General features: G+C 46.4%; 21 protein-coding genes. 12 read left to right on the forward strand and 9 right to left on the reverse strand.

What is annotated here, in order from left to right; genetic code table 11:
* Positions 1-29 precede the first annotated feature (29 nt).
* The 4 genes from ACT6R0_RS06805 to clpX all read left to right on the forward strand — a co-directional run bounded on the left by ACT6R0_RS06805 (position 30) and on the right by clpX (position 3,908).
* On the forward strand, positions 30-380 hold the full coding sequence (locus tag ACT6R0_RS06805; RefSeq protein ID WP_444653130.1) for a phage holin family protein: 351 nt from the start codon (positions 30-32) through the stop codon (positions 378-380).
* A 117-nt stretch (positions 381-497) separates the two neighbouring features.
* The gene (gene tig, locus ACT6R0_RS06810) at positions 498-1,823 is read left to right on the forward strand and encodes a trigger factor (protein ID WP_444653128.1); all 1,326 of its coding nucleotides are present in this window, start codon (positions 498-500) and stop codon (positions 1,821-1,823) included.
* Between the two features lie 96 nt (positions 1,824-1,919).
* Positions 1,920-2,603, forward strand: coding sequence for an ATP-dependent Clp endopeptidase proteolytic subunit ClpP (gene clpP / locus ACT6R0_RS06815; RefSeq protein ID WP_444653126.1), 684 nt, complete (start codon positions 1,920-1,922; stop codon positions 2,601-2,603).
* A gap of 72 nt (positions 2,604-2,675) precedes the next feature.
* The gene (gene clpX / locus ACT6R0_RS06820; protein WP_444653125.1) at positions 2,676-3,908 is read left to right on the forward strand and encodes an ATP-dependent Clp protease ATP-binding subunit ClpX; all 1,233 of its coding nucleotides are present in this window, start codon (positions 2,676-2,678) and stop codon (positions 3,906-3,908) included.
* A gap of 120 nt (positions 3,909-4,028) precedes the next feature.
* Here the strand turns inward: clpX and ACT6R0_RS06825 are convergent, their stop codons facing one another.
* From ACT6R0_RS06825 to ACT6R0_RS06835, 3 genes are all read right to left on the reverse strand, one after another.
* Complete coding sequence (locus tag ACT6R0_RS06825; RefSeq protein ID WP_444653124.1) at positions 4,029-4,211, reverse strand: hypothetical protein; 183 nt, start codon at positions 4,209-4,211, stop codon at positions 4,029-4,031.
* Positions 4,212-4,281: 70 nt separating this feature from the next.
* The gene (locus tag ACT6R0_RS06830; protein ID WP_444653122.1) at positions 4,282-4,950 is read right to left on the reverse strand and encodes a M949_RS01915 family surface polysaccharide biosynthesis protein; all 669 of its coding nucleotides are present in this window, start codon (positions 4,948-4,950) and stop codon (positions 4,282-4,284) included.
* A gap of 10 nt (positions 4,951-4,960) precedes the next feature.
* Positions 4,961-6,490 carry a GH3 auxin-responsive promoter family protein gene (locus ACT6R0_RS06835; RefSeq protein WP_444653121.1) on the reverse strand — a complete coding sequence of 510 codons (1,530 nt, stop codon included), beginning with the start codon at positions 6,488-6,490 and terminating at the stop codon, positions 4,961-4,963.
* Positions 6,491-6,530: 40 nt separating this feature from the next.
* Here ACT6R0_RS06835 and ACT6R0_RS06840 point away from each other — a divergent pair, with 40 nt between their 5' ends.
* Complete coding sequence (locus tag ACT6R0_RS06840) at positions 6,531-7,325, forward strand: DUF2797 domain-containing protein (RefSeq protein ID WP_444653119.1); 795 nt, start codon at positions 6,531-6,533, stop codon at positions 7,323-7,325.
* A 113-nt stretch (positions 7,326-7,438) separates the two neighbouring features.
* On the opposite strand, the gene ACT6R0_RS06845 is transcribed toward ACT6R0_RS06840, so the two are convergent.
* Positions 7,439-8,437, reverse strand: a complete 999-nt coding sequence (locus tag ACT6R0_RS06845; RefSeq protein ID WP_444653117.1) for a metal-dependent hydrolase — start codon at positions 8,435-8,437, stop codon at positions 7,439-7,441.
* 73 nt (positions 8,438-8,510) lie between these two features.
* Positions 8,511-9,413 (reverse strand): gliding motility-associated ABC transporter ATP-binding subunit GldA, encoded by a 903-nt coding sequence (gene gldA / locus ACT6R0_RS06850; protein ID WP_444653115.1) that lies wholly within the window; start codon positions 9,411-9,413, stop codon positions 8,511-8,513.
* Between the two features lie 166 nt (positions 9,414-9,579).
* Here gldA and ACT6R0_RS06855 point away from each other — a divergent pair, with 166 nt between their 5' ends.
* Positions 9,580-10,671: a chorismate mutase gene (locus ACT6R0_RS06855; protein WP_444653193.1), complete on the forward strand. Its 1,092-nt coding sequence runs from the start codon at positions 9,580-9,582 to the stop codon at positions 10,669-10,671.
* Between the two features lie 97 nt (positions 10,672-10,768).
* Entirely contained in the window at positions 10,769-12,433 is a 1,665-nt protein-coding gene (locus tag ACT6R0_RS06860; protein ID WP_444653114.1) for a hypothetical protein, read from the forward strand.
* A 52-nt stretch (positions 12,434-12,485) separates the two neighbouring features.
* On the opposite strand, the gene ACT6R0_RS06865 is transcribed toward ACT6R0_RS06860, so the two are convergent.
* The 4 genes from ACT6R0_RS06865 to ACT6R0_RS06880 form a co-directional block, all read right to left on the reverse strand.
* The gene (locus ACT6R0_RS06865) at positions 12,486-13,892 is read right to left on the reverse strand and encodes an FAD-binding oxidoreductase (protein ID WP_444653113.1); all 1,407 of its coding nucleotides are present in this window, start codon (positions 13,890-13,892) and stop codon (positions 12,486-12,488) included.
* 232 nt (positions 13,893-14,124) lie between these two features.
* On the reverse strand, positions 14,125-14,562 hold the full coding sequence (locus ACT6R0_RS06870) for a DoxX family protein (RefSeq protein ID WP_444653112.1): 438 nt from the start codon (positions 14,560-14,562) through the stop codon (positions 14,125-14,127).
* A 193-nt stretch (positions 14,563-14,755) separates the two neighbouring features.
* Entirely contained in the window at positions 14,756-15,979 is a 1,224-nt protein-coding gene (locus ACT6R0_RS06875) for an MFS transporter (RefSeq protein WP_444653111.1), read from the reverse strand.
* A 5-nt stretch (positions 15,980-15,984) separates the two neighbouring features.
* Complete coding sequence (locus tag ACT6R0_RS06880) at positions 15,985-16,896, reverse strand: AEC family transporter (RefSeq protein WP_444653110.1); 912 nt, start codon at positions 16,894-16,896, stop codon at positions 15,985-15,987.
* 125 nt (positions 16,897-17,021) lie between these two features.
* Between ACT6R0_RS06880 and ACT6R0_RS06885 the strand changes: the two genes are divergently transcribed.
* The 5 genes from ACT6R0_RS06885 to ACT6R0_RS06905 all read left to right on the forward strand — a co-directional run bounded on the left by ACT6R0_RS06885 (position 17,022) and on the right by ACT6R0_RS06905 (position 22,863).
* On the forward strand, positions 17,022-17,429 hold the full coding sequence (locus tag ACT6R0_RS06885) for an Rrf2 family transcriptional regulator (protein WP_444653109.1): 408 nt from the start codon (positions 17,022-17,024) through the stop codon (positions 17,427-17,429).
* Positions 17,430-17,518: 89 nt separating this feature from the next.
* On the forward strand, positions 17,519-18,496 hold the full coding sequence (gene rsgA / locus ACT6R0_RS06890) for a ribosome small subunit-dependent GTPase A (RefSeq protein WP_444653108.1): 978 nt from the start codon (positions 17,519-17,521) through the stop codon (positions 18,494-18,496).
* Entirely contained in the window at positions 18,496-18,948 is a 453-nt protein-coding gene (gene dtd / locus ACT6R0_RS06895; protein WP_444653107.1) for a D-aminoacyl-tRNA deacylase, read from the forward strand. Before rsgA ends, dtd begins: the two co-directional genes overlap by 1 nt.
* A 52-nt stretch (positions 18,949-19,000) precedes the next feature.
* Positions 19,001-20,905, forward strand: coding sequence for a DUF3857 domain-containing protein (locus tag ACT6R0_RS06900; RefSeq protein ID WP_444653105.1), 1,905 nt, complete (start codon positions 19,001-19,003; stop codon positions 20,903-20,905).
* Complete coding sequence (locus ACT6R0_RS06905) at positions 20,905-22,863, forward strand: DUF3857 domain-containing protein (RefSeq protein ID WP_444653104.1); 1,959 nt, start codon at positions 20,905-20,907, stop codon at positions 22,861-22,863. The genes ACT6R0_RS06900 and ACT6R0_RS06905 overlap by 1 nt, the downstream gene beginning before the upstream one ends.
* Positions 22,864-22,866 lie beyond the last annotated feature (3 nt).

Below are 22,866 nucleotides of genomic sequence, written 5' to 3' on the forward strand. Positions count from 1 at the left end.
TCGTATTTTTACAGTAATTCTTTACAGTAATGAAAGCACTCATCAATATATTCTTTACCACTGTTTTTGTACTGATATTGGCGCATTTGCTGCCGGGTATCTTTGTGCCTAACTTTATGACTGCCCTTTTGGTGGCGTTAGTTCTGGGTCTGCTGAATATGTTCGTAAAGCCGCTGCTGGTGCTGTTTACGCTTCCGGCTACCATTTTTACACTGGGTCTTTTCCTGCTGGTGATCAACGCTGTCATCATACTGCTGTGTGCCGAGCTTGTGCCAGGATTTAGGGTTGACGGTTTTTGGGCGGCACTGCTTTTCAGTGTGGTGCTTTCGCTCTGCCAGTCGCTGGTGTCGGGCATGACGAAGGAGGAGAAGCGGTCGTAGATCTCTCCCGGATAATATTTTCATGCACTTGTGATACAATGCCTTAAAAAGTTGTGCAGGTTGTAAAAAAACAATAATTTTGCAACCCAATATTTGAAGGTATAAACACATAGTAGAATGAATATTACAAGAGAGAATAAAGATGCATTGAATGCGGTAATTACCGTATCGGTTACGAAAGACGACTACAGGCAAAAAGTAGATAAAGTACTTGCAGATCACAGGAAGAACGCTTCTATCCCCGGATTTAGGAAAGGCGCTGTGCCTATGAGCCTTATCCAGAAGCAATATGGCAAAGCCGTGCTTCTTGACGAAGTGAATAAACTGCTTCAATCATCCCTTAACGATTACCTTGCTAAGGAGAAACTTGACATACTTGGCAACCCGCTTCCGAAAGTGACGGAAGACTTTAACTGGGATGCCGACGATTTCTCTTTTGAGTTCGAGCTTGGCCTTGCCCCTGAGTTCTCTGTAGATCTTGGCGCTAAGAACAGCATTGTAAAATATAACATCATTGCCGATGACAAAATGCTTGATGAGCAGGTAGAGCGCATCCAGAAGCAATATGGCAAACTGGTATCTAAAGATACGGTTGAGGAAGGCGACGACATTGTAGGTACTTTTACTAACGAAGAAAAAGGCATCAACAACAGTACAACGATCACGACGGAGATATTTAAAGATAAGAAAACGGCTAAGAAATTCATCGGTAAAAAAGTAGGCGATATAGTTACCATAGGTACTAAAGGCCTTTTTGATGACGACCACAAACTTATGGATCACCTTGCGGTTAGCCATGACGACGTACATGGCCTTGATGTTGAGGTGAACTTTACGATCGAGGAGATCAACACGCATGAGAAAACAGAACTGAACCAGGAGCTTTTCGACAAACTTTTTGGTGAAGGCAATGTTTCGTCAGTAGAAGAGCTTAAGGCAAAGATCAAGGAAGATGCCGAGCAGCAATTCGCACAGCAGGCGGACCAGAAATTCCTTAATGACGTTACTGAGTCACTTATCGCCAATACGAAATTCGACCTTCCGAATGAATTCCTTGTAAAATGGCTTCAGACCGCAGGAGAGAACCCGCTTACCCCGGAGCAGGCAGAGGAAGAGTTCAAAAAGTCGGAGAACGGCCTTCGCTACCAGCTTATCGAAGGCAAGGTAATGACCTCGAACAACCTGCAGCTTTCTTTCGAAGACCTTAAAGCGTACACTGCTGAGGTGATCAAAAAGCAAATGGCACAATTCGGGCAGCTTAACCCTACAGATGCTGATGTAGACGGTATCGTGGCAAGGGTGCTTTCTAACAAAGATGAAGTGAAACGCCTTTCTGAGCAGGTAATGAGCGAGAAATTGCTGAACCTCTTTAAAGAGAACGTAAAATATGAGACTAAGGAAGTTACTTATGAGAACTTCATTAAAGAAATGTACGGGGAATAATTCTCGTAAAAAATGAGTATCTTTGAACGTCAGGCCATAATGTGCCTGACGTTTTTTCGTTTCATTTAATAAACTAAAAAAATTATTACACAAACTATGGATCACGGTAAAGAATTCAGGAAATATGCCACGAAGCACCACGGTGTGAATAACTTATATTTTGACAAGATGATCGGCCGCGTGACGCCGATGAACCCAACGAACCTTACGCCCTACATCATGGAGGAGCGCCAGATGAACGTTGCGCAGATCGACGTGTTTTCACGCCTTATGATGGACAGGATCATCTTCCTTGGCACCGGTATCGATGACCAGGTAGCTAACATCGTACAGGCACAATTGTTGTTCCTGGAGAGCACAGATGCTTCCAAGGACATCCAGATCTATATCAACTCGCCGGGCGGCAGCGTATACGCGGGCCTTGGAATGTATGATACCATGCAGTACATCAAGCCCGATGTGGCTACGATATGTACGGGTATGGCGGCATCTATGGGTGCTGTATTGCTTTGTGCAGGCGCAGCAGGCAAGCGTTCGGCATTGCCGCATTCAAGGGTAATGATCCACCAGCCGTCGGGCGGCGCGCAGGGCGTGGCTACAGACATGGAGATCAACCTTCGTGAAATGTTGAAGCTGAAAGATGAGCTGTACCAGATAATCGCAAAACATTCGGGCCAGACCTTTGATAAGGTACACAAGGACAGCGAAAGGGATTACTGGATGAAAGCCCCGGAAGCTAAAGAGTACGGGATGGTAGATGAGGTTTTGATCAGGGAATAAATATAAAAATTTCAGCTTATCGCAACCTAAGGCGTTAAAAATGCGTCTTAGGTTGTATAAGCAAATAAACAGATGGCTAAAGAAGTATTAGAATGTTCCTTTTGCGGCAGGAAGAAGCCGGAAACCAGCCTGCTCATAGCAGGTATAAGCGCGCACATTTGCGACCGCTGCATTGAGCAGGCGCATGGCATTGTGATCGAAGAATTGCGCCAAAGCGGGTCGACCGCAATGGCCGCCGAACTGGAGTTGAAAAAACCGAAAGAGATAAGGGCCTTCCTTGACCAATATGTGATAGGGCAGGACCAGACGAAAAAGGTAATGTCAGTAGCGGTATATAACCACTACAAAAGGCTGATGCAGCAACAGGGCGACGACGACGTAGAGATCGAGAAGAGCAACATCCTTATGGTGGGGCAGACCGGCACAGGTAAAACGCTGGTAGCAAAAACCATTGCGCGCATGCTGAACGTGCCGCTTACGATCGTTGATGCTACGGTTTTGACCGAAGCAGGCTATGTGGGCGAGGACGTAGAAAGCATCCTGACACGCCTTTTGCAGGCCGCCGATTATGATGTGAAGAAAGCTGAGCGTGGCATTGTTTTCATCGACGAGATCGACAAGATCGCGCGCAAGGGTGATAATCCATCCATAACCCGTGACGTATCGGGTGAGGGCGTACAGCAGGCTATGCTGAAGCTATTGGAGGGCACTGTGGTGAACGTTCCGCCGAAAGGTGGGAGGAAGCACCCGGACCAGAAATTCATAGAGGTCAACACGCAGAATATATTATTTATTGCCGGTGGTGCCTTTGATGGTATCGAACGCATCATATCTAAAAGGCTGGGCCGCCAGGCAGTGGGCTACAGCAGTTCTAAGAACACGGATAACATCGATAAGGATAATCTGCTGCAGTATATTATACCTAAAGACGTGAAGGACTTCGGGCTTATCCCTGAGATCATCGGGCGTATGCCGGTACTTACGCACATGGATCCGCTGGACAGGGAAACGCTGCGTGCCATACTTACCGAACCTAAGAACGCTCTGGTAAAGCAGTACCAGAAACTATTTGCCATGGACGATGTGGCGCTGACCGTAGAAGACGATGCGTTGGATTACATTGTTGAAAAAGCATTGGAGTATAAGCTTGGTGCCAGGGGATTGCGTTCGCTTTGTGAGGCTATCCTTACCGAAGCCATGTATGAACTGCCGGGGTCGGATGATAAGGAGCTGCACATTGACCGTGAGTATGTGGAGCACCACCTTAACCGCACGCTGCTGAAGCGATTGAAAACCGCGTCGTAGAACGATATTGTAGAGACGCATTGCATGCGTCTCGCGTAATACGTGCCCTATAATACAATTGTACAGCACGTGAGACGCAGGCACTGCGTCTCTACTGTAGGAAAAACAAAAAAGCCACCCTTATACGGTGGCTTTTACTTTTTTGGCTATCTGCCCGGCGGTGGGCAGTGGTGTCTTGTCTTTAATTTCGTTCTCTACGATGCAACGGCGACGGCTGCAGCCGTAGCGGTGTACCTGCGGCCCACAGGAGGTTAATAATACTAATCCGGCAGCGGCAAGTGTTAAGAGCGTTTTCCTTTTCATTATATCATTTCGGTTTAACATACTATTTGCAAAGGTAATGCCAAAGTGTAAATTACTGTAAATGTTTGTGTTAAAGTTTTTTATCTTCCGGCCCGGACGCATCCATAAAATTATTCCACAGCTTTTTGGCGTACGTACGCACTTCCGCAGGAGCTTTCATAAAAGCGGGGTCAAATTTGTATTCGCCGCCATCATAGCTTTTATTGCCATTTTCATCTACTCCCTGTAATATCTTTTCCGTTCCCCGCATCGCATATTTCTTTCCATTCTCATACATGATCAGCTTCATTTCGGCAGGGCTTACATCGCCACGGCATGCGGTTTTATAAACCATCCAAACTTCTGCTATGCCGTTCTTGTCAATGTCGCTGATGCGAAAGTCGTCAAAAGAAGCGGTAAGGTCTAAGGGGCAGTCGGAAACAAGATCATATAATTTCCAGGACAGTGAAGGTTTACCATCTTTCATTATAAAGTGGTACGCGAACAATTCCGCGTCAATGCCGTCATCACCATCATGTTGGAGTTTAGGGTTCCGGTATTCGCCGGTCTCACAGATAAAAGCAATATTATCGCCCTTTGAATCGCTCCAACGGTAGCCGGACTTCAACTTTCCTTCATATTCGATACCGGGAGGCAGTTGCTTTGCATTGATCTTTGTTGCCGAAATTTTCGCTTGTGCTAAGGATACAGCACTATTTATGAGTAGTAGTAACAGTGTGAAATTACGTATTGTCTTCATAAACATAAAGTTAAGCCATTAGTCCGTCCAGTTGCATTGCCTTCAGCTGCTCCAGGTAATGGCGCTCGTTGGAAAGCCTCGGTATCTTATGCTGCCCGCCCAGCTTGTCTTGTTCCTTGAGCCAGTCGTAGAACAGTTTTGGCCGTGCCACGTTTAGAACAAGCGGGTTCAGGGTCATGTTGTTGTAGCGCTTGGCTTCGTAGTCGGAGTTGAGGGTTTGCAGTGTTTCGTCGAGTGTCTTGCGGAAATGCTCAGGGTCTTCAGGCGCGTGCCTGAACTCGATGATCCACTCGTGCGCGCCTTTCTCGCGCCCCTGCATGAACACTGGGGCGACGGTATAGTCAATTACTTCCAGCCCGGTAATGGCACAGGCTTTGGCAATAGCGGTATCGGTATTCTCTACCATGAGTTCCTCGCCAAACACATTGATATGGTGCTTTGTACGGCCTGTTACCTTTATGCGATAAGGATCAAGGGAAGTGAAGCGTACAGTGTCGCCTATCATGTAGCGCCATAGACCCGCATTGGTCGTAATGACGATAGCGTAGTTCTTGTTCAGCTCCACATCGGCCAGGCGGATGACCCTTTGGTTCGGTGTCCCGAAAGTATCCATAGGGATGAATTCGTAAAAAATGCCGTAGTCCAGCATCAGCAGGAGTTCGTTGCTGTCATTGGTATCCTGTATCGCAAAAAAGCCTTCGGAGGCATTGTATATTTCGTAGAATTGAAAATCACTTTTCGGCAATATCTTTTTGTACTGTTCGCGGTAGGGCTCAAAACTCACCCCTCCGTGAAAATACACTTCCAGGTTGGGCCATATCTCCAGCAGGTTGCCCTTTCCGGTCTCTTCGAGTATGCGGTTCAGCAACACCATCATCCACGAGGGCACGCCCGCAAAGCTGGTTACATTCTCGTGTATGGTTTCCTGCACTATGGCTGCCAGTTTGCTTTCCCACTCGCTCATAAGCGATACCTTATTGCTTGGCGTACTGCTGAACTCGGCCCATATCGGCATGTTATCGATGAGGATGGCCGATAGGTCGCCAAAAAAGGTGTTGTTATCGGCATACAGTTGTTTGCTTCCGCCAAGGCGAAGGCTTTTCCCGGTAAACAGCTGTGAGTCCTCATTGTTGTTAAGGTACAGGCACAGCAGGTCTTTCCCGGCTTTATAATGGCAGTCCTCGAGCGCTTCGCTGCTCACAGGGATGAACTTGCTTTTGGCATTGGTGGTGCCGCTCGACTTGGCGAACCATTTTATCGGCGTGGGCCAAAAAACGTTTTGCTCGCCCCTGCGGGTCTGCTCGATCAGTGGCTCAAGGTCTTCGTAGGTGGAAACGGGGACCCTTTCGGCGAATGCCCTGTAATTGCGTGCGCTTGCAAAGTCGTATTTTACTCCTATGAGCGTGTTTTCCGCGTTGCGGATAAGGTTCATCAGGAGTTCTTCCTGCACTTCATTGGGGTATTTCATGAACAATTCCATCTGGTGGATACGTTTTTTGAGTATCCAGGAAGCAATTGAATTGATGATCGGCAATGCCATATTTTAGTATCTTTATGCCCTAAATATACCAAATTTTTCCATGCAATACGAAGGCGTACTCACAAAAATGCAAACCGAGCCAGGCAGTCCCATACAATATTATATGGTTTTCGAAAATAGCTTTTTGAACGTGAACCAGTTATTGGGAAAGGAAGTCGAGATCAACTTCATGGGGTACAGCTGCCTTAACTGCGCTAAGAAAAAGAAGATCTACCGCATGGGCTTTTGCTACGACTGCTTTTATGCGATACCCTCGGCGGGCGACTGGATCATGCGCCCCGAACTGAGCACAGCGCACCTGGATATTGCCGACCGCGATCTGGACTACGAGAAAAAAGTACAGATGCAGCCCCACGTTGTGTACCTTGCCGCGGCATCTGACATTAAAGTGGGCGTAACGCGTAAGAACCAGATCCCCACACGGTGGATCGACCAGGGTGCATCATGGGCCATTCCGTTTATCGAGGTGCCCAACCGATACCTTGCCGGGATAACCGAAGTCGCACTAAAAAGCCATTGTTCCGATAAGATCAACTGGAAAAAGATGCTGTGCAATGAGATCAACGCGATCGACCTGATCCTGCACCGCAACCAGTTCCGTGCCCATCTGCCGGATGAAGTAAAGGACTATTTTGACACTACTCCCGAGAAATTATATACACTGGAATATCCCGTTCTTGAATACCCTAAAAAGATAAAAAGCCTTAACATTGCCACTACGCCGATATTCAGTGGAAAGCTGGTTGGCATCAAAGGGCAGTACCTCATCTTTGAGGATGGCACAGTGTTTAACGTACGGTCGTATGAGGGTTTTGTGGTGCAGGTTAATGTGTAGGCCTCTCCCCCAACCCCTCTCCGAAAGAGAGGGGCAGCTTCACTCGGGGCGGAAGTTTAGTGCGTGCCTGAATTGTAAATACGACCTGTCTTTGCCTGCAGGCAGACTAAAAACTAATTCCCCCCGATCCTTTCCCAAATCCCCTCCATCAATTTCTTCCCATCCCGCTTTTGTTTTGGCACTTCGTAGGCTTTCAATATACCATTCTCCTCTTTAAACACATAGCTGAAGGCAAATTGCGGGTGTGCGGGGTTGTCATTCAGCAGGCCGAAACGCAGGTCGTTGAAGTAATATTGCCCGTTGTTTTTGGTCACGATGTACCACCCTTCGCTAACGTCTTCCAGGGTTTGGAAGTCACGGTTGCGGGCAAGTTCTTGTGCAAGTGCGTTATTTTTTTCATAACGCTTAAAAGTGATAGGCTGACTGTCGAATAGGGAATAGTCCCCAAGCAGGTAGGCATCCTCGATCTCTACATTGGCATTCCACAAAATGCAGTTGAAAGCGGCAGGCTTTACAATGAGGCCGCTATAATTTATGTTTTGCTGTTCCAACGCATTCGAGAATTGTTGCAAGGCATACAACTTGATGCCGCAGGTCAGTGCCAGATAGGCCGAGCTGATATAGATACCCCGCAGGACGTACTTTTTGCGTAAAGCAAAGTCACGCTTCCGCCACGCGATGATAAGGCAGATGAGCAGCGGTACTGTATAGAGCGGGTCGACTACAAAGATGGTTTTAAAGGCTATGAAGTAATTGAGCGGCCAGAATACCTGTGTACCCCAGGAAGTGAACATATCGAGCATTACGTGCGTAAGCAGGCACCAAAAAGCCAATGTAGAGGCATTCGATAAACCGATCCTGCCTTTCTCGATCTTTGCAATAACCCTTCCAAGCAGGGGTGCGATAGCCATAAAAAGGAAAAGTGAATGGCTCAGCCCGCGATGGATGGCAACGCCGCTAACCGGGTCTAGGAATAACTTTCCCACCACCACGTCAAGGTCGGGAAGTGTACCCAGAACAGCCCCATACAGGAACGTCCTGCGCCCCAATTTATCACCGGCATACAATTCGGCCGTCGCAATTCCGAGGGCGATTTGGGTAAGGGAGTCCATATGATGATCGTACTGATTTTAGGGAATGAGTAAAGCTCGTTCCCTGTCCTTTGGAGCGGGGTTGGGGAGAGGCTTATTTCCTCGTCATTTCCCTGAACACGGTCTCTAAATTCTTATTCTTCAGCGAAAGCTGCAATGTCTTGAGCCCGTTCGCCTGCGCGAAGTCGAACAGCACCGGGCGCATGTCGTCTTCAGTAGTAAAGGCAAGTTCCCAGGTATTGTCTTTTGTATTGTTCGATGCCACAAGGTTGGGCAGTGTTTGGAGCAGGCCGGTAGTAACGGCCTTGTCAAATTCCACTTCTATGACCTGGCCTTTTTTATCTTCTCTTACAAGATTTTTGAGTTTCTTGTCGGTAACGATCTTGCCGTGATTGATGATGATCACGCGGTCGCATATCGCCTCCACCTCCTGCATGATGTGCGTGGAGAGGAATACCGTTTTATCCTTGCCGATGTTCCTGATCAGGTCGCGTATCTCCACTATTTGGTTAGGGTCAAGGCCGGTAGTAGGTTCGTCGAGTATCAGTACTTCCGGGTCGTGCAGTAGTGCCGTGGCAAGGCCCACACGCTGGCGATAGCCTTTAGAAAGCTGTCCTATCTTCTTATGTGCTTCGGGAGTAAGGCCGGTAAGGGCGATGACCTCGTCGATACGCGATCTGCTGACTTTATATACATCGGCATTAAAGGCAAGGTATTCCCTTACGTACAGGTCAAGGTACAGCGGGTTATGCTCAGGGAGGTAGCCTACCGACCGCTGTACAGCCTTTTGCTGTTCGGCCACATCGTTGCCATTTACTGCCGCCGTGCCTCCATCGGCATTGATATAGGTGGTAAGGATCTTCATCAGGGTCGATTTTCCGGCACCGTTAGGACCAAGGAAACCCACGATCTCTCCCTTATTGACAGTAAATGAAACGGCATCGAGCGCTTTCTGCTCGCCATAGCTTTTTGAAATATCCTTTACCTCGATAGACATATCCTTTAATTTTGAAACAAAAATAGCAATTCCAAATTCCAAATCGCAATTCCAGATCACAAATTCCAGATCACAGATGCCTGCTCCCATGCTTTCGACTTTCAACTTTCAACTTTCGACTCCTTTATTGCACCAAAACCCTTAAATTTGTACTATGATCGAGAAAATGGAAAACGACAAAAGCCTGCGCCAATGGCTGGATGAGTTTAAGCTTTCACGCCCCCTGGTGATCGCAGGGCCGTGCAGTGCCGAGACGGAGGAGCAGGTGCTGGACATAGCAAGACAGCTGAAAGGTTCGGAAGTGAGTATTTACCGCGCCGGGATATGGAAGCCGCGTACCCGCCCGGGTGGGTTTGAGGGTGTTGGGGCAATTGGCCTGGAATGGCTGCAAAAGGCCAAAGCAGAGACCGGACTGCTCATGGCGGTAGAAGTAGCTAATGCTACCCACGTAAAGCTGGCTTTGGAACACGATATCGACGTGCTGTGGATAGGCGCACGTACCACAGTAAACCCTTTTGCAGTACAGGAAATTGCCGATGCCCTTGTTGGGACAGACAAGATCGTACTGGTCAAAAACCCGGTAAACCCCGACCTCGCCCTGTGGCTTGGGGGTGTGGAGAGGCTGTACAATGCAGGTATTCGTAAGTTGGGCGTGATACACCGTGGTTTTTCCACCTATGAAAAAACAAAGTACCGCAACATACCCGAATGGCAATTGGCTATCGAACTGCATGGGCGTTTCCCCGACCTGCCCATCATTTGTGACCCGTCGCACATAACAGGCAGGCGCGACATGATACAACAGGTATCCCAGCAGGCACTCGACCTTAACTACGACGGCCTTATGATCGAGACCCACAATGATCCTGACAAAGCCTGGAGCGATGCCGCACAGCAGGTCACGCCTGTAAGGCTTAAAGAGATACTGGACAGCCTCATCGTTAGGGAACGCATAGATGACTCCCACGAGTTCAACGGCCACCTTAGGGAAATGCGTTTCAGGATAGATGACCTTGATACCAAGATCATTGAATTGTTGGGTAAACGTATGCGCATTGCCGATGAGATAGGTGGCCTCAAAAAAGAGAACAATGTGGCTGTGCTCCAAAATATACGCTGGAAACAGGTGCTCGAAAAAATGAAAGAAGAAGGGAGTGCAGAGAACCTGAGCGAGGAATTTATCCTGCGGCTTTTCCGTGCGATACACCAGGAAAGTATCGTACACCAGGAGAAAATAATTAATACTTCAAATTCCTAACAAAAAGTTAAATTTTAACATTTACGGCTTTCTTTACCTCATTTTCTTTTTGTACTATAGCGTACTGAAAAATACCTCATTAACCAACTATCACACAATGAAGAAAGCAAAGATCGTTTTGGCTGCCCTGCTATTGGGGCTTGGATCGCTACATGCCCAAAACAAACTTGAAAAAGTGAACATCACCTATGGTGAAGAACTCCCCGATGATAAACAGACCCTCGTAGAAATACTAGGAGAAGCCAACGGCAAGATCTACGGCGTTGGTTTAAAGAAGGATGATTATTTCCTGAAGATATTTGATCAAAAGAGCATGAAGCTGCTGTCTTCAAGTCCGATCAAAATTCCGGACCTTAAAGATAAAGAGGTAGAATTCGAGAACGTATATCTGCTCAACGGCAAGCTGTATGTGTTGGGAAGTGTTTACAACCGTAAGGAAAAAGCCTATAGCCTTGTTGCTAATCCGCTTTCGGAAGCAGGCAAGCTGGGTGCTGAAGGTACAGTATTGTTTAAAGTCCCTGTTGAGAAAAAAAGGGAAATGGGCAGCTTCTTTTTCAGGACCACACAGGATGAGGCAGGACTGTTGGTGATGCATGCCACAAAACTTAAAAAAGAAGATGCGGTAAAATATGAAATAAAGTTCTTTGACGACAACCTGAAGACAATTTTCAATACCACTGAAAAAGTAGTATTTGAAGATGACAAGAAAAAAGATGTGACCTTTAATATCCCTGATTTCCAGGTAGGGCTTAACGACGACATTTATGTTGTTGTAAGTGAAGGCTACCGCGACAAAAAAAGCAAAAAGCGCATTGAAACGTTTGAGGTGCACGCGTACAAGAGCGCTAAAGGTTATGCCAAGGAGGTGATCACGATCAATTCAGAGGGGCGTTATCCGCTCAACTGCCAGATCGTGCCGTCGGGCAACGAGCTGCACCTTATGGGCTTTTACCTTAGCGTTCGAGAAAGCGGAAGGGTAAACAACGACCTTGAGGGTGTATATGCCGCTACTGTCGACCTGAAGTCGAACACGACTACGGCACTTAAATTCAATGAGCTTGATCACAAGACCAAAGTAAAACTGATAGGTGAGCGCAGGGCGAAAAAAGGTAAGGACGTTCCGCCATTGTACAATATCATCCACATAATCGGCAGGCAGGATGGCGGCATGATCATGCTGTCGGAATACCAGACAGTATACGTAGGGCAGCCTAGCGGACTTGCCATTGGCGGAGTGGGTATAGGTGTAACACCGATCACATATACTAAAAATGAGATCATTGTAACTTCACTTTCAAAAGACGGTACGCACGAATGGAGCAATGTGGTGCCAAAAGAGCAGTCAGCTTCGATCACTACTATGTTCGTAGGACTTGCGGCCGGTGGTTTTGGCAATAATTTTGCCGTGGGTGGCGCAATTTCCATTCCGATCGCGCAAATGGGCAGCGGCCCTGAATATCTTGGTGCATTGCCGATCTATAAGAATGGCGAGCTGAGCATTATGATCAATGACAACGTAAAGAACAAAGGCATTACCGATATTGAGGAGATCAAGTCGATGGGCAACTATAACAAAGCGGTACCGTCATTGTTCATATTTGATAAAAATGGCAACATTACCCGCAAAGACCCCGAAGTGGCCGTTAAAGAAGCGCTTGTTTTAAGGCCGGGCGTGAGTTATGAAGTATCGGACAACGAATATATCATTTACTCTGCAAGGAAAAAGGCCGACAAGCTGGCCCGTATGGTGCTGGAAGATTAAATAAACCTTCTTATATATTTAAAATGCCGCTGCGATCACAGCGGCATTTTTATTACAGATTGTCAGGCAGGATCTTTCCCGGGTTGAGTATGTTATTAGGGTCGAAGAGTTGCTTGATCCCTTTCATCATTTGCAACTGCCCCTGCGGGAATGCGATGTCCATGTAATTCTTCTGCACATAGCCTATGCCGTGCTCACCTGAGAGCGTCCCTTTTAATGATACTGTGAGTTCAAAGATCTCCCGGATACCCTTCGGTACTTCGGTATTCCAATTCTCATCGGTCATGTCGCCTTTGATGATGTTAACATGCAGGTTGCCGTCGCCCGCGTGGCCGTAGCACACCGACCTGAAACCGTACTTCCTGCCCGCTTCCTTAATGCCGGCAAGCAGTGTTGGCAGTTCGTAACGCGGCACTACGGTATCTTCTTCCTTATAAACTGAATTGGATTTTACTGCTTCGCCCACGGCACGGCGCATTTTCCAGAGGGCATTTTTCTGGTCTTCTGTATCGGCAAAAAGTATTTCGTCAATGTCAAATTGCTCCAGCACGCCCATTATCTTTTCTGCTTCCGCGAAAAGCACGTCAGGATAGTTGCCGTCTACTTCGATAAGCAGGTGGGCTTCTACCTCGTCCTTAATATCGATGCTTACATCTTCTACGAACCGCAGTGTCCAGTCAATAGCATCGCGCTCCATGAATTCCAATGCGCTGGGAACGATCCCGGCACGGAATATTTCGGCGACTGCCTCGCACGCTTGCGCCGATCTAAAGAATGGCACCAGCATGAGAATGTTATGGTTGTTTTTCGGCAGCAGCTTCATTACTATTTTGGTAATGATACCCAGCGTACCCTCGCTACCCACCATCAATTGGGTTAGGTTATAGCCTGTGGAGTTCTTGAGTGTATTCGCTCCCGTCCAAATGATGTCGCCATTGGGCAAAACCACTTGCAGGTTGAGCACATAATCTTTGGTCACGCCATACTTGAGCGCCCTTGCACCGCCTGCATTCTCTGCAACGTTACCACCAATAGTACAGCTCCCCTGGCTGCTGGGGTCGGGTGGGTAAAAAAGCCCTTTTTCAAATGCCGCGTCACGAAAGGCCTGCGTTATCACAGCAGGTTCTACAGTGGCCTGCAGGTTCTTTTCATCGATCTCAATTTTATTGAAGCGTTCCATCGAAAGCCCTATCCCGCCGTGTATGCTGAGTGCACCACCGCTAAGGCCCGTCCTGCCGCCTATAGGCACTACGGGGATCTTATATTCGTTAGCCAGTTTCATGATTTGTGAAACCTCTTCAGGCGTGCCGGGCTTTACGACAACAGCAGGCGGGAAATTATAGTCTTCCGTTTCGTCATGGCCGTAGTGGCGGCGGGTCTCTTCGTCGGTAAAAATGTACTGTTGTCCTACGATCTGCTGTAGGGTGGTGATGTTTTCGGGGGAAAGAGTGGTGTTCATAATTATGGTACTTCAGGTTCAAAAGTACTATAATTTTTGGTTTAGCAAGGTTGCCCAGCTTACTTCTATACCATCAAAAACTTCAACCGCATAGATCCATAGTATTCATAGTTTTGAAAAATTTCAGGAGTCATAATGTCACATAAGGAAAAGAAAAGCTTCTTTCCATGTGCCTCTCTGCTTAAACTTTTGTCACCAAGCAATACTATGTACCTGTGTGGTAAAAAAAGCATCAATAATTCACAGATTTCTTATTCTTCCTGATTAAAAAATCAACAGAGAATTTCCCCGCACCGGTTACAAAGAACACTACAAAAACCAGCAGGTACAGTACAGGAAGTTCTTTCGCTTCAAGCGGGTCAGGAGCATGCACATAAAATATGGCCATAAACATGGTAACGATAAGCGGGATGCAGGAAAGCCGGGTCGCAACCCCAATGATGATCAGGAACGAGCAAACGACTTCGGCAAAAATGGCTAAAATGAGTGATGGCACTACACCGATCCCTATTGGATCGGGGAATTGTACCGTGTCAGGTGCCAAAAGCATAGTGAGTTTTTGAAGCCCGTGTGTCATGATGAGGCAGGACACCGTAATGCGGACTAATAATAAGGCAGTGTCATAAAGAATAGTACTGTTTGCTGTAGAGGAAGAACCGTACGAAGCCATTTTTATTTACTTTTTATGCTTATCATGCGCCCTCCCTTTGCGCATGATACTGCTATTCAACATAGTTAGATTTTCGATTTCCAAATATGGTGAAAAAAGTTAAATAAATGTTAATCTGTAAGTTATTTTTTATGTTTTAAAAAACCATTTTATTGTTGTCTAACCATATAGCTGATCATCACTACAGCAAAACCTACTTCTTCCCTTTCTTCAAATTGGGTAAAAACCACGCTATGATCCCTATTAGTGGGAGATAGGCACATATATGGTATACGTAGGTGATGCTGGTATGGTCGGCCACGTAGCCAAGCACTGCCGAACCAAGGCCGCCCATGCCGAATGCGAAACCATAAAAAAGGCCGGAGATCATACCCAGCCTTTTTGGCAACAATTCCTGTGCATATACCAGTATGGCAGGGAATGCGGATGAGATGATCGTACCTATAACGACAGATAGCACCCCTGTCCAGAACAGGTTAGCATACGGCATCATGAGCGTGAATGGCGCCGCGCCGAGTACCGAGAACCATATTACATATTTACGCCCGAACCTGTCGCCCAACGGCCCGCCCAGCAGTGTACCGGCCGCAACCGAAAGCAGGAACAGGAAAAGATGGAACTGCGCATCCTGTACTGAAAGGTGGAATTTCTCTATCAGGAAGAACGTAAAGTAACTGGTAATTCCCGCAAAGTAAAAATATTTGGAGAAGATGAGTACCAACAAGATGATCACTGAAAGTGTTACCTGCCTTGGCGTAAGGTTGGGAAGGTCGACTAGGGTAACTTTCTTTTTACCATTAAGGTCCAGATGGCTTTGGTACCAGCGGCCTATCCTGTACAGGACCGTTATGGCGATCACTGCAATGATCGCGAACCAAATGATGTACCGCTGTCCGTTTGGCACAACGATCCACGCTATGAGCAACGGAGCTATGGCCGTACCCGAGTTGCCCCCGATCTGGAAGATAGACTGCGCCAGGCCGCGCTTGCCGCCAGATGCAAGGTAAGAGACCCGCGATGCCTCAGGATGGAATATGGATGAGCCAATGCCTACCAAAACCACCGAGATCAGGATCATTGGGAATGAAGCGGCATAGGACAGCATGACGATCCCTGAAAGGGTAAATAGCATGCCGTATATCTTGGAGTAAGGTTTAGGTTTTTTGTCGGTATAAAAGCCTACGAAGGGCTGCAGTATCGATGCTGCCATTTGGTAGGAGAACGTAATGAGCCCTATCTGTCCGAAGCTAAGGTCATATTTTTCTTTGAGTATGGGATAGGCTGCCGGAATCACCGCCTGCAGCAGGTCGTTGAGCAGGTGTGCGAAGGCTACCGAGAAGAGTATCGAGTATACGGTTCTTTGCACTATTTGCTGGTGGTTATCATCAAGGATAACCGATTCGTTCTCTTTTATCATTTTAATTAAAAAGTATTTATTACCCAGTACCAAAATGCCAGCGTGATAAAGGAAAGCGGTATGCCTACGCCTATCATCATTCCGGCCAGCTTTGGCTTTAGGCCATATGTAGATGCCAATATGGCGGCAGTGATCATGGGGGCCATGGCAGCTTCCATGATGCACACATCAATAACCATCCCTTCACCTCCAAGCGCCAGTTTATAGAGCAGGAACAAGAACAGCGGCATTAGCAATAGTTTGAACGCAAGCCCCAGTGAGAGAAAACCCCAGTGCCTGCTTTTGCGCTGTATCTGCAATTGCATGCCTACCGCCACAAGTGCTACGGGCGTTACCGTACTGCCGAGCCTTTGGAACACGGGCTGCACCATATCATGAAAGTCAAAACCTGCAAGGTTCATGCACAGCCCTATGGCAAAGGCTACGAACGGAGGGAATAGCGCGATCTTTCGCAACAGTCCCGATGTACCCGCGTTCTCTTTGGAGTAGGCAGCGGCTACCAATATGCCCAGTGTAGACACTACGACAAACGTTCCGGGCTGGTCGATAATAATGGCTGTTTCGAGCCCCTGCTTTCCAAAAAGAGCTTCTATTACAGGAAAACCTACGAAGGCTGTGTTACCCAATCCGGCGGTCAGCACAAGGCACCCGATGATCTTTGGGGGCCAGCCGAGCCATTTTCCCAACAGGGCAAAAAATAGCCATGAGAGGCCAAACCCTATCCATGCTACACCAAGCGGTAGTAATAACTTACTGCTTATTTCGATCTTAGGGAGGTAATATAGTGCAAGCCCGGGAAGCGATATGTATATGACGAACTGGTTGAGGACCGTGTGCGCGCCCTGGAGAACTATCTTCATGCGGCGAAGGGCCACCCCGGCCAAAAGGCATAAAAATATCAGGATAATGCTGTCCATTTAGTCCCTTAAGGGTTAGGTTCCTGCAAATTTACGCATGCCTGTCCCATGCCGCAATAAAATTGGTATAAAAATTATGGCTGTTTAAAAAACTTTTATACTTTAGTCCATTATTTTGATAGACAATGATCTCAGGCAAATTTGCCATAACGCTACACATCCTTACGCTCCTGTATAAATTCCCGGAAGACTACCTCTCATCCGAATTTATCGCAGGAAGCATGAACATAAACCCTGTGTTGGTGCGTAAGGAAATTGCCAACCTCAAGAAGTACAGCATTGTAGAATGCCGCGAGGGTAAATACGGTGGTACGCGCCTTGCCGGGCAGGCTACGGGCATTACGCTCGAAGACATTTTCAAAATGACCTTTGAGGAAGTCAATCTCGGCTTCTCCAAGAACGACCCCAACCCCGCTTGTCCTGTTGGTAAAAATATCAACCAAAATCTTGACTCCCTTTACAAGGAGATCAATACCGACATCTGTAAAAAGCTAAAGGCAATTTCGCTGCGGGAATTTACAGAGGCTTTTTAAGCGCACTGCCATTTAGCCTCAGAATATCCATCGAAGACAGAACGCATTTTTTAATGTGCATCCAATGCCATATTCTTTATCTTTGCGCCATGACAGGACTGGTTTATAAATCTACAGGCAGCTGGTATACCGTAAAAACGGAGCAGGGCGAAGTGTATGAGTGCCGCATTAAAGGGAAATTCCGCATTAAGGGCATTAAAAGTACGAACCCCGTTGCCGTGGGCGACATTGTGGACTTTGACCTTGATGAGACTTCTGATGCCACTACAGGTGTGATAAAGAACATACATGAACGCAAGAACTACATAGTGCGCAAGTCGGTAAACCTGTCTAAGCAAGTCCATATCATTGCATCTAACATTGACAAGGTGTTCCTGCTCGTTACCATTAACAATCCGCCAACCACGACCAGCTTTATCGACCGCTTTTTGGTTACTGCCAAGGCTTATGACATTGAGGCTGTAATTGTATTCAATAAGATCGATACGTTTGACGACCCAATGCTCGATGAGCAGCTGTACCTGCAGTTCGTGTATGAAAGAATCGGTTACAAGTGCCTGCGCGTTTCATCGACAACTGGCAAAGGCATCGACAAGCTCAAGGAGGAAATGGTTGATAACGTGAGCATGTTCTCCGGCCATTCGGGCGTGGGTAAATCTACTCTTGTAAACACACTGCAGCCCGGCCTTAACCTGAAGACAAAGCAGATAAGCGAGCAGCACAGCCAGGGACAGCATACCACTACATTCGCCGAAATGTTCGACCTGGATCTTGGAGCCAAGATCATCGATACCCCGGGCATACGCGGCTTTGGCATCGTAGATATGGAAAAGGAGGAGATCGGTGATTACTTTCCTGAATTCTTTGCTTTAAAAGAGCAATGCAAATTCAACAATTGCCTTCATAAGGAAGAACCTCAATGCGCCGTAAAAGATGCCTTGGAAAATGACGAGATCGCCTGGTCACGCTACCGCAGCTACCTGCAAATGCTGGAAGGTGATGACGAACATTACAGGACTGACCATTATGCCGACGGGAAGAACAATGATAACGGTTTGGAAGAATAATGAGGGCCGTTATCCAACGCGTAACTGATGCTTCGGTAACCATATCGGGTAATAAAGTAGCCGAGATAAATACCGGGTTACTGATACTGGTGGGCATTGAAGATGCCGATACACAGGAAGACATTGACTGGCTCGCGGCCAAGATCGTAAAGCTGCGCATTTTTGGCGATGCCGATGGCGTAATGAACCTTTCAATTCAGGATATTGGGGGCGATATCATCGTGGTAAGCCAGTTCACCCTGCATGCTGCGACCAAAAAAGGCAACCGCCCATCGTACATTAAAGCCGCAAGGCCAGAGTTCGCCATTCCAATGTATGAGGAATTCGTAGCACGGATGGAGCAGGAACTGGGTAAAAAAATACAGACCGGGCAGTTTGGTGCCGATATGAAAGTCGCACTCCTTAACGATGGCCCTGTAACCATTATTATTGATACCAAAAACCGGGAATAAAGTTTTGATTTTTAACAAGATCGACTATTTTTGACGAAAATCCAACTTTAACATGTTTTTAAGAATTTCCCTGTTACTTATGCTGGTCCTTCAGCTACATGCCGTTGCGCAGGAGAATCCAACCGTATCTTCTATCCCCAAGGCTTTAATTGAAAATGCCAATGCCGTTATAAGGTTGGACAGGAAGGATATAGCCATTTCGTCACGAAAGTCGATGACCATTAAGACCACCAGGATAGTAACCATTTTTAATGAAAATGGGTTGGGATATATCGATGCATCTGAATATTATGACAAGTCGACGAGCATAAGGGACATCAAAACTGTAGTCTATAATGCATTTGGACAGGAAATAAAAAAAATAAAGCAAAAGGACTTTAAGGAAAGGGCAGTCTCTGAAGGCTCTATGATCACTGACAACCGTTTGATATATCTTGACTATATCCCGGTGCAATATCCATTTACCATAATATATACAAGCGAGACGCAGACTTCCAATACGGCTTTCCTGCCACGGTGGTCGCCGGTAGAAGGGCCTTTTGCCAGCGTAGAAAAGGCGGTGCTTTCGATCACCTGCGATCCCGAGCTGGGATTGAGGCACAGGGAGTATAATTTTGAAGGGCTGGCGCTGGATAAGCAGGAGGCCGGTACTACACTAACGCTGACGGCTACGAACATTGCTGCTCCCAAAAATGAGGATCTTTCGCCATCCTACCAAAAGTTGGTGCCACATGTGTTGTTTGGACTGAAGAAATACCATCTGGAAGGAGTGGATGGAGAGGCTGACAGTTGGGAGAACCTGGGGACCTGGATGCATAAGGCCCTAATAGCAGGTACAGACGAACTTTCGCCCGAAACGCAGGCAAAGATAAAAGCGCTGGTGGGAACTGAAACGGATCCGCTGAAAAAGGCGAAGATAGTATATGAATACATGCAGGGCAAAACCCGCTATGTAAGCATACAGCTGGGCATAGGCGGATGGAAGCCGATGCTGGCCAAAGACGTTGATCGCCTGGGATACGGCGATTGCAAGGCGCTGAGCAACTATACGAGGGCGTTGCTTAAAGCGGTAGGTGTAGACTCCTATTGCGTAGTGATATATGGGGACAGGAAAAAGCGCGACATGACGAACGACTTTGTGTGCATGCAGGGCAACCACATGATACTGGCCATACCGAATAATGGTAAATATACATGGCTGGAATGTACAAGCCAGGTAGCGCCGTTCGGTTTTCAGGGAGATTTTACCGACGATAGGATGGCATTGGTCATCAAGCCTGAAAAGAGCGAACTGGTGCGCACGGCAGTATACGATAAATTTGGGAATACCCAGGTTTCAAAAGGCAGTTATGCGATAACCGGCACAGGCAGCATTACCGGTGGCGTTATGATAACATCGAAAGGGTCGCAGTATGACAGCAAGTATGTGCTGGAGTCGAAGTCGAAAGATGAGTTGGATGATCTTTATAGATCAGTATTTAATACCATTGGCAACCTTAAGCTTAAAAAGACCGGCCTGAAAAATAATAAGGACAGCCAGGAATTTACAGAAGACATTGCGATCGAGGCAGAGAACTATTGCAGCAGGAGCGGGAACATGATGATGTTTGCCGTTAATGCCTTCAACCAGTATTCGTACATACCGCAGCGATACCGCGACAGGAAAACGCCTTTTGAGATCGCAAGGGGTTTTTATGATACCGATGAGATAACCATCGAACTGCCTGAAGGATTTACCATGGATGCGAAGCCGGATAATATAATCATAAACGAAAAATTTGGCGAATACAAAGCTGAGTATGTAATGGTAACACCTACACAAATGCTCTTTAAGCGTTCGCTGCTCATAAATGAAGGCTTTTATGACAGCAAGGAATATGAGAATTACAGGCAGTTCCGCGAGAAGATAGCCAGGAATGATAACGCCAAGGTGGTGTTGCTTAAAAAGGCGCAATAATGGTACGATACGTATTAATTTTTATATGGCTCTGGAGTGCCAGCATTTATGCGCAGAATGGTGTAACCAGGCCACCAGCTGTAACAATAGATGAGCTCTCGGAAAGTTTGCATCCTAACGACAGCAGTGCGGTCGCAGCTTACAAGTACCGTTATGGCAAAACCTGGTTTGAGCGTACTAATGGCGGCACATGGATAATGGTTACCGAGGTGTATACCCGGATCAAGGTATACAAAAAGGCAGGACTTGGTTATTCCAATTCTCAAATAATATATTATTCAGATACCAGAAAAGCCAAAGGCTCTTTTTCTGATGCAAATACTTATAATCTTGTCAACGGCGCTATTGAAAAAACACCTTTAAAAAAAGAGGGGCAGTTCGAGGAGGAAGCGGAGGAAGACTTTATGGTAAAAAAGATCGCTATGCCCAATGTAAAAGAAGGCAGTATAATAGAATATACTTACACCCTCAGGACTCCTTATTTTTTGTCGATCGAGGATTGGTACTTTCAGTTCACGATCCCGGCAGATGAGGTTTGGTATGAATTATATATACCCACTTATTTTAAATTCAATGTATACACAACAGGTTTTGTGCCGATCGAAAAAGGACTTACAGCATATAACCAAAATGAAAAAACAAACGTATCGGAGCAATATTACACCTATAAGGCCAAAAATGTGAAGGCGATCCGAAATGAAAAGTACGTAACTAATATTGATAACTATACATCGTCTATAAAGCATGAATTGTCATCTGTGTATGTACCCGGTATGCCATTGCAGCGATTATCGACAAACTGGAATAATATTGCCAATGAGATATATAAAAGGGATAAATTTGGTAGGGAACTGGAACTCGCTTCCTATTACAGGCATGACCTCGACCTGCTATTAAAACCTGGTTATACCCAAAGGCAGAAAACAGACAGTATTTATAAGTTCGTACGCAACAGGATGGCCTGGGACAAATATGTAGGTTTTTTTTGCCGAAAAGGGGTAGAAAAAGCATATGCTGACAAGACAGGCAATGCGGCAGAAATAAACCTGATGCTTACTTCTATGCTACGCTATGCAGGCCTGGATGCAAATCCTGTACTTGCAAGTACGCGCTCACATGGCAGTGCACTGTTCCCTACACCATTCGCTTTTAATTATGTGATCTCTTCGGTAAGTGTCGACGGGCAGATAATTCTATTAGATGCTACCAGCAAGTATTCTTTGCCGGGGATATTGCCGGAACGGGTTTTGAACTGGAACGGGCAAATGGTTAAGAAAGGAAAAGGAACTGTTGAGGTAAACCTTATGCCATCAATAAATTCTCATGAAACGGTAAGTGTTGTAGCAGCAATTGATGCTGACGGTAATGTAGCCGGTAGAGCGCGATACCTGCACATGGAATACATAGGGCATATTTTAAGGGAGATGTTTGCGATGATCCCTAAAGATGATTACGTCGAGAAACTGGAAGCAACCAATAAGGGTACTGTGATCAGTAATTACAAGATGCTGAATGATAATGATCCGGATAAGGTATTAACTGAGGAATTTGATTATGTAAATACAATGCTTGCAGACAATGTAGGAGGGAAAATATATTTCAGCCCGATGCTTTTATTTGGCGAAAATGAAAATCCATTTTTAAGCGAGACCCGTGACTACCCAATAGATTTTATATATCCCTTTCAGAAGAAATTCAATATAAATATTTCCTTACCGCAAGGATATGAAGTAGAGTCTTTTCCACGAAATATGTCATTGGCTATGAAAGATAATATCGGTAAGTTCAGGTATAATTTGAATACCAGTGCAAATGGTATACAGTTGTCTGCGGTATTCGAAATTAATTTTTCGGTAGTTCCTGTTGAATATTATAAAGAGATCAGGGAATTTTTCCGCCAGATGATAGAAAAGCAAAACGAAAAAGTAGTACTTGTAAAAACCAATAACCCAAAATAACCT

Origin of the sequence: Flavobacterium sp. (assembly GCF_052437795.1) — a bacterium.
GTDB lineage: Bacteria > Bacteroidota > Bacteroidia > Flavobacteriales > Flavobacteriaceae > Flavobacterium.

Excerpts from the sequence above, each read along its gene's own strand:
- ACT6R0_RS06805 (WP_444653130.1), top strand. The coding sequence starts at position 30 with ATGAAAGCACTCATCAATATATTCTTTACCACTGTTTTTGTACTGATA.
- tig (WP_444653128.1), top strand. The coding sequence starts at position 498 with ATGAATATTACAAGAGAGAATAAAGATGCATTGAATGCGGTAATTACC.
- clpP (WP_444653126.1), top strand. The coding sequence starts at position 1,920 with ATGGATCACGGTAAAGAATTCAGGAAATATGCCACGAAGCACCACGGT.
- clpX (WP_444653125.1), top strand. The coding sequence starts at position 2,676 with ATGGCTAAAGAAGTATTAGAATGTTCCTTTTGCGGCAGGAAGAAGCCG.
- ACT6R0_RS06825 (WP_444653124.1), bottom strand. The coding sequence starts at position 4,211 with ATGAAAAGGAAAACGCTCTTAACACTTGCCGCTGCCGGATTAGTATTA.
- ACT6R0_RS06830 (WP_444653122.1), bottom strand. The coding sequence starts at position 4,950 with ATGAAGACAATACGTAATTTCACACTGTTACTACTACTCATAAATAGT.
- ACT6R0_RS06835 (WP_444653121.1), bottom strand. The coding sequence starts at position 6,490 with ATGGCATTGCCGATCATCAATTCAATTGCTTCCTGGATACTCAAAAAA.
- ACT6R0_RS06840 (WP_444653119.1), top strand. The coding sequence starts at position 6,531 with ATGCAATACGAAGGCGTACTCACAAAAATGCAAACCGAGCCAGGCAGT.
- ACT6R0_RS06845 (WP_444653117.1), bottom strand. The coding sequence starts at position 8,437 with ATGGACTCCCTTACCCAAATCGCCCTCGGAATTGCGACGGCCGAATTG.
- gldA (WP_444653115.1), bottom strand. The coding sequence starts at position 9,413 with ATGTCTATCGAGGTAAAGGATATTTCAAAAAGCTATGGCGAGCAGAAA.
- ACT6R0_RS06855 (WP_444653193.1), top strand. The coding sequence starts at position 9,580 with ATGGAAAACGACAAAAGCCTGCGCCAATGGCTGGATGAGTTTAAGCTT.
- ACT6R0_RS06860 (WP_444653114.1), top strand. The coding sequence starts at position 10,769 with ATGAAGAAAGCAAAGATCGTTTTGGCTGCCCTGCTATTGGGGCTTGGA.
- ACT6R0_RS06865 (WP_444653113.1), bottom strand. The coding sequence starts at position 13,892 with ATGAACACCACTCTTTCCCCCGAAAACATCACCACCCTACAGCAGATC.
- ACT6R0_RS06870 (WP_444653112.1), bottom strand. The coding sequence starts at position 14,562 with ATGGCTTCGTACGGTTCTTCCTCTACAGCAAACAGTACTATTCTTTAT.
- ACT6R0_RS06875 (WP_444653111.1), bottom strand. The coding sequence starts at position 15,979 with ATGATAAAAGAGAACGAATCGGTTATCCTTGATGATAACCACCAGCAA.
- ACT6R0_RS06880 (WP_444653110.1), bottom strand. The coding sequence starts at position 16,896 with ATGGACAGCATTATCCTGATATTTTTATGCCTTTTGGCCGGGGTGGCC.
- ACT6R0_RS06885 (WP_444653109.1), top strand. The coding sequence starts at position 17,022 with ATGATCTCAGGCAAATTTGCCATAACGCTACACATCCTTACGCTCCTG.
- rsgA (WP_444653108.1), top strand. The coding sequence starts at position 17,519 with ATGACAGGACTGGTTTATAAATCTACAGGCAGCTGGTATACCGTAAAA.
- dtd (WP_444653107.1), top strand. The coding sequence starts at position 18,496 with ATGAGGGCCGTTATCCAACGCGTAACTGATGCTTCGGTAACCATATCG.
- ACT6R0_RS06900 (WP_444653105.1), top strand. The coding sequence starts at position 19,001 with ATGTTTTTAAGAATTTCCCTGTTACTTATGCTGGTCCTTCAGCTACAT.
- ACT6R0_RS06905 (WP_444653104.1), top strand. The coding sequence starts at position 20,905 with ATGGTACGATACGTATTAATTTTTATATGGCTCTGGAGTGCCAGCATT.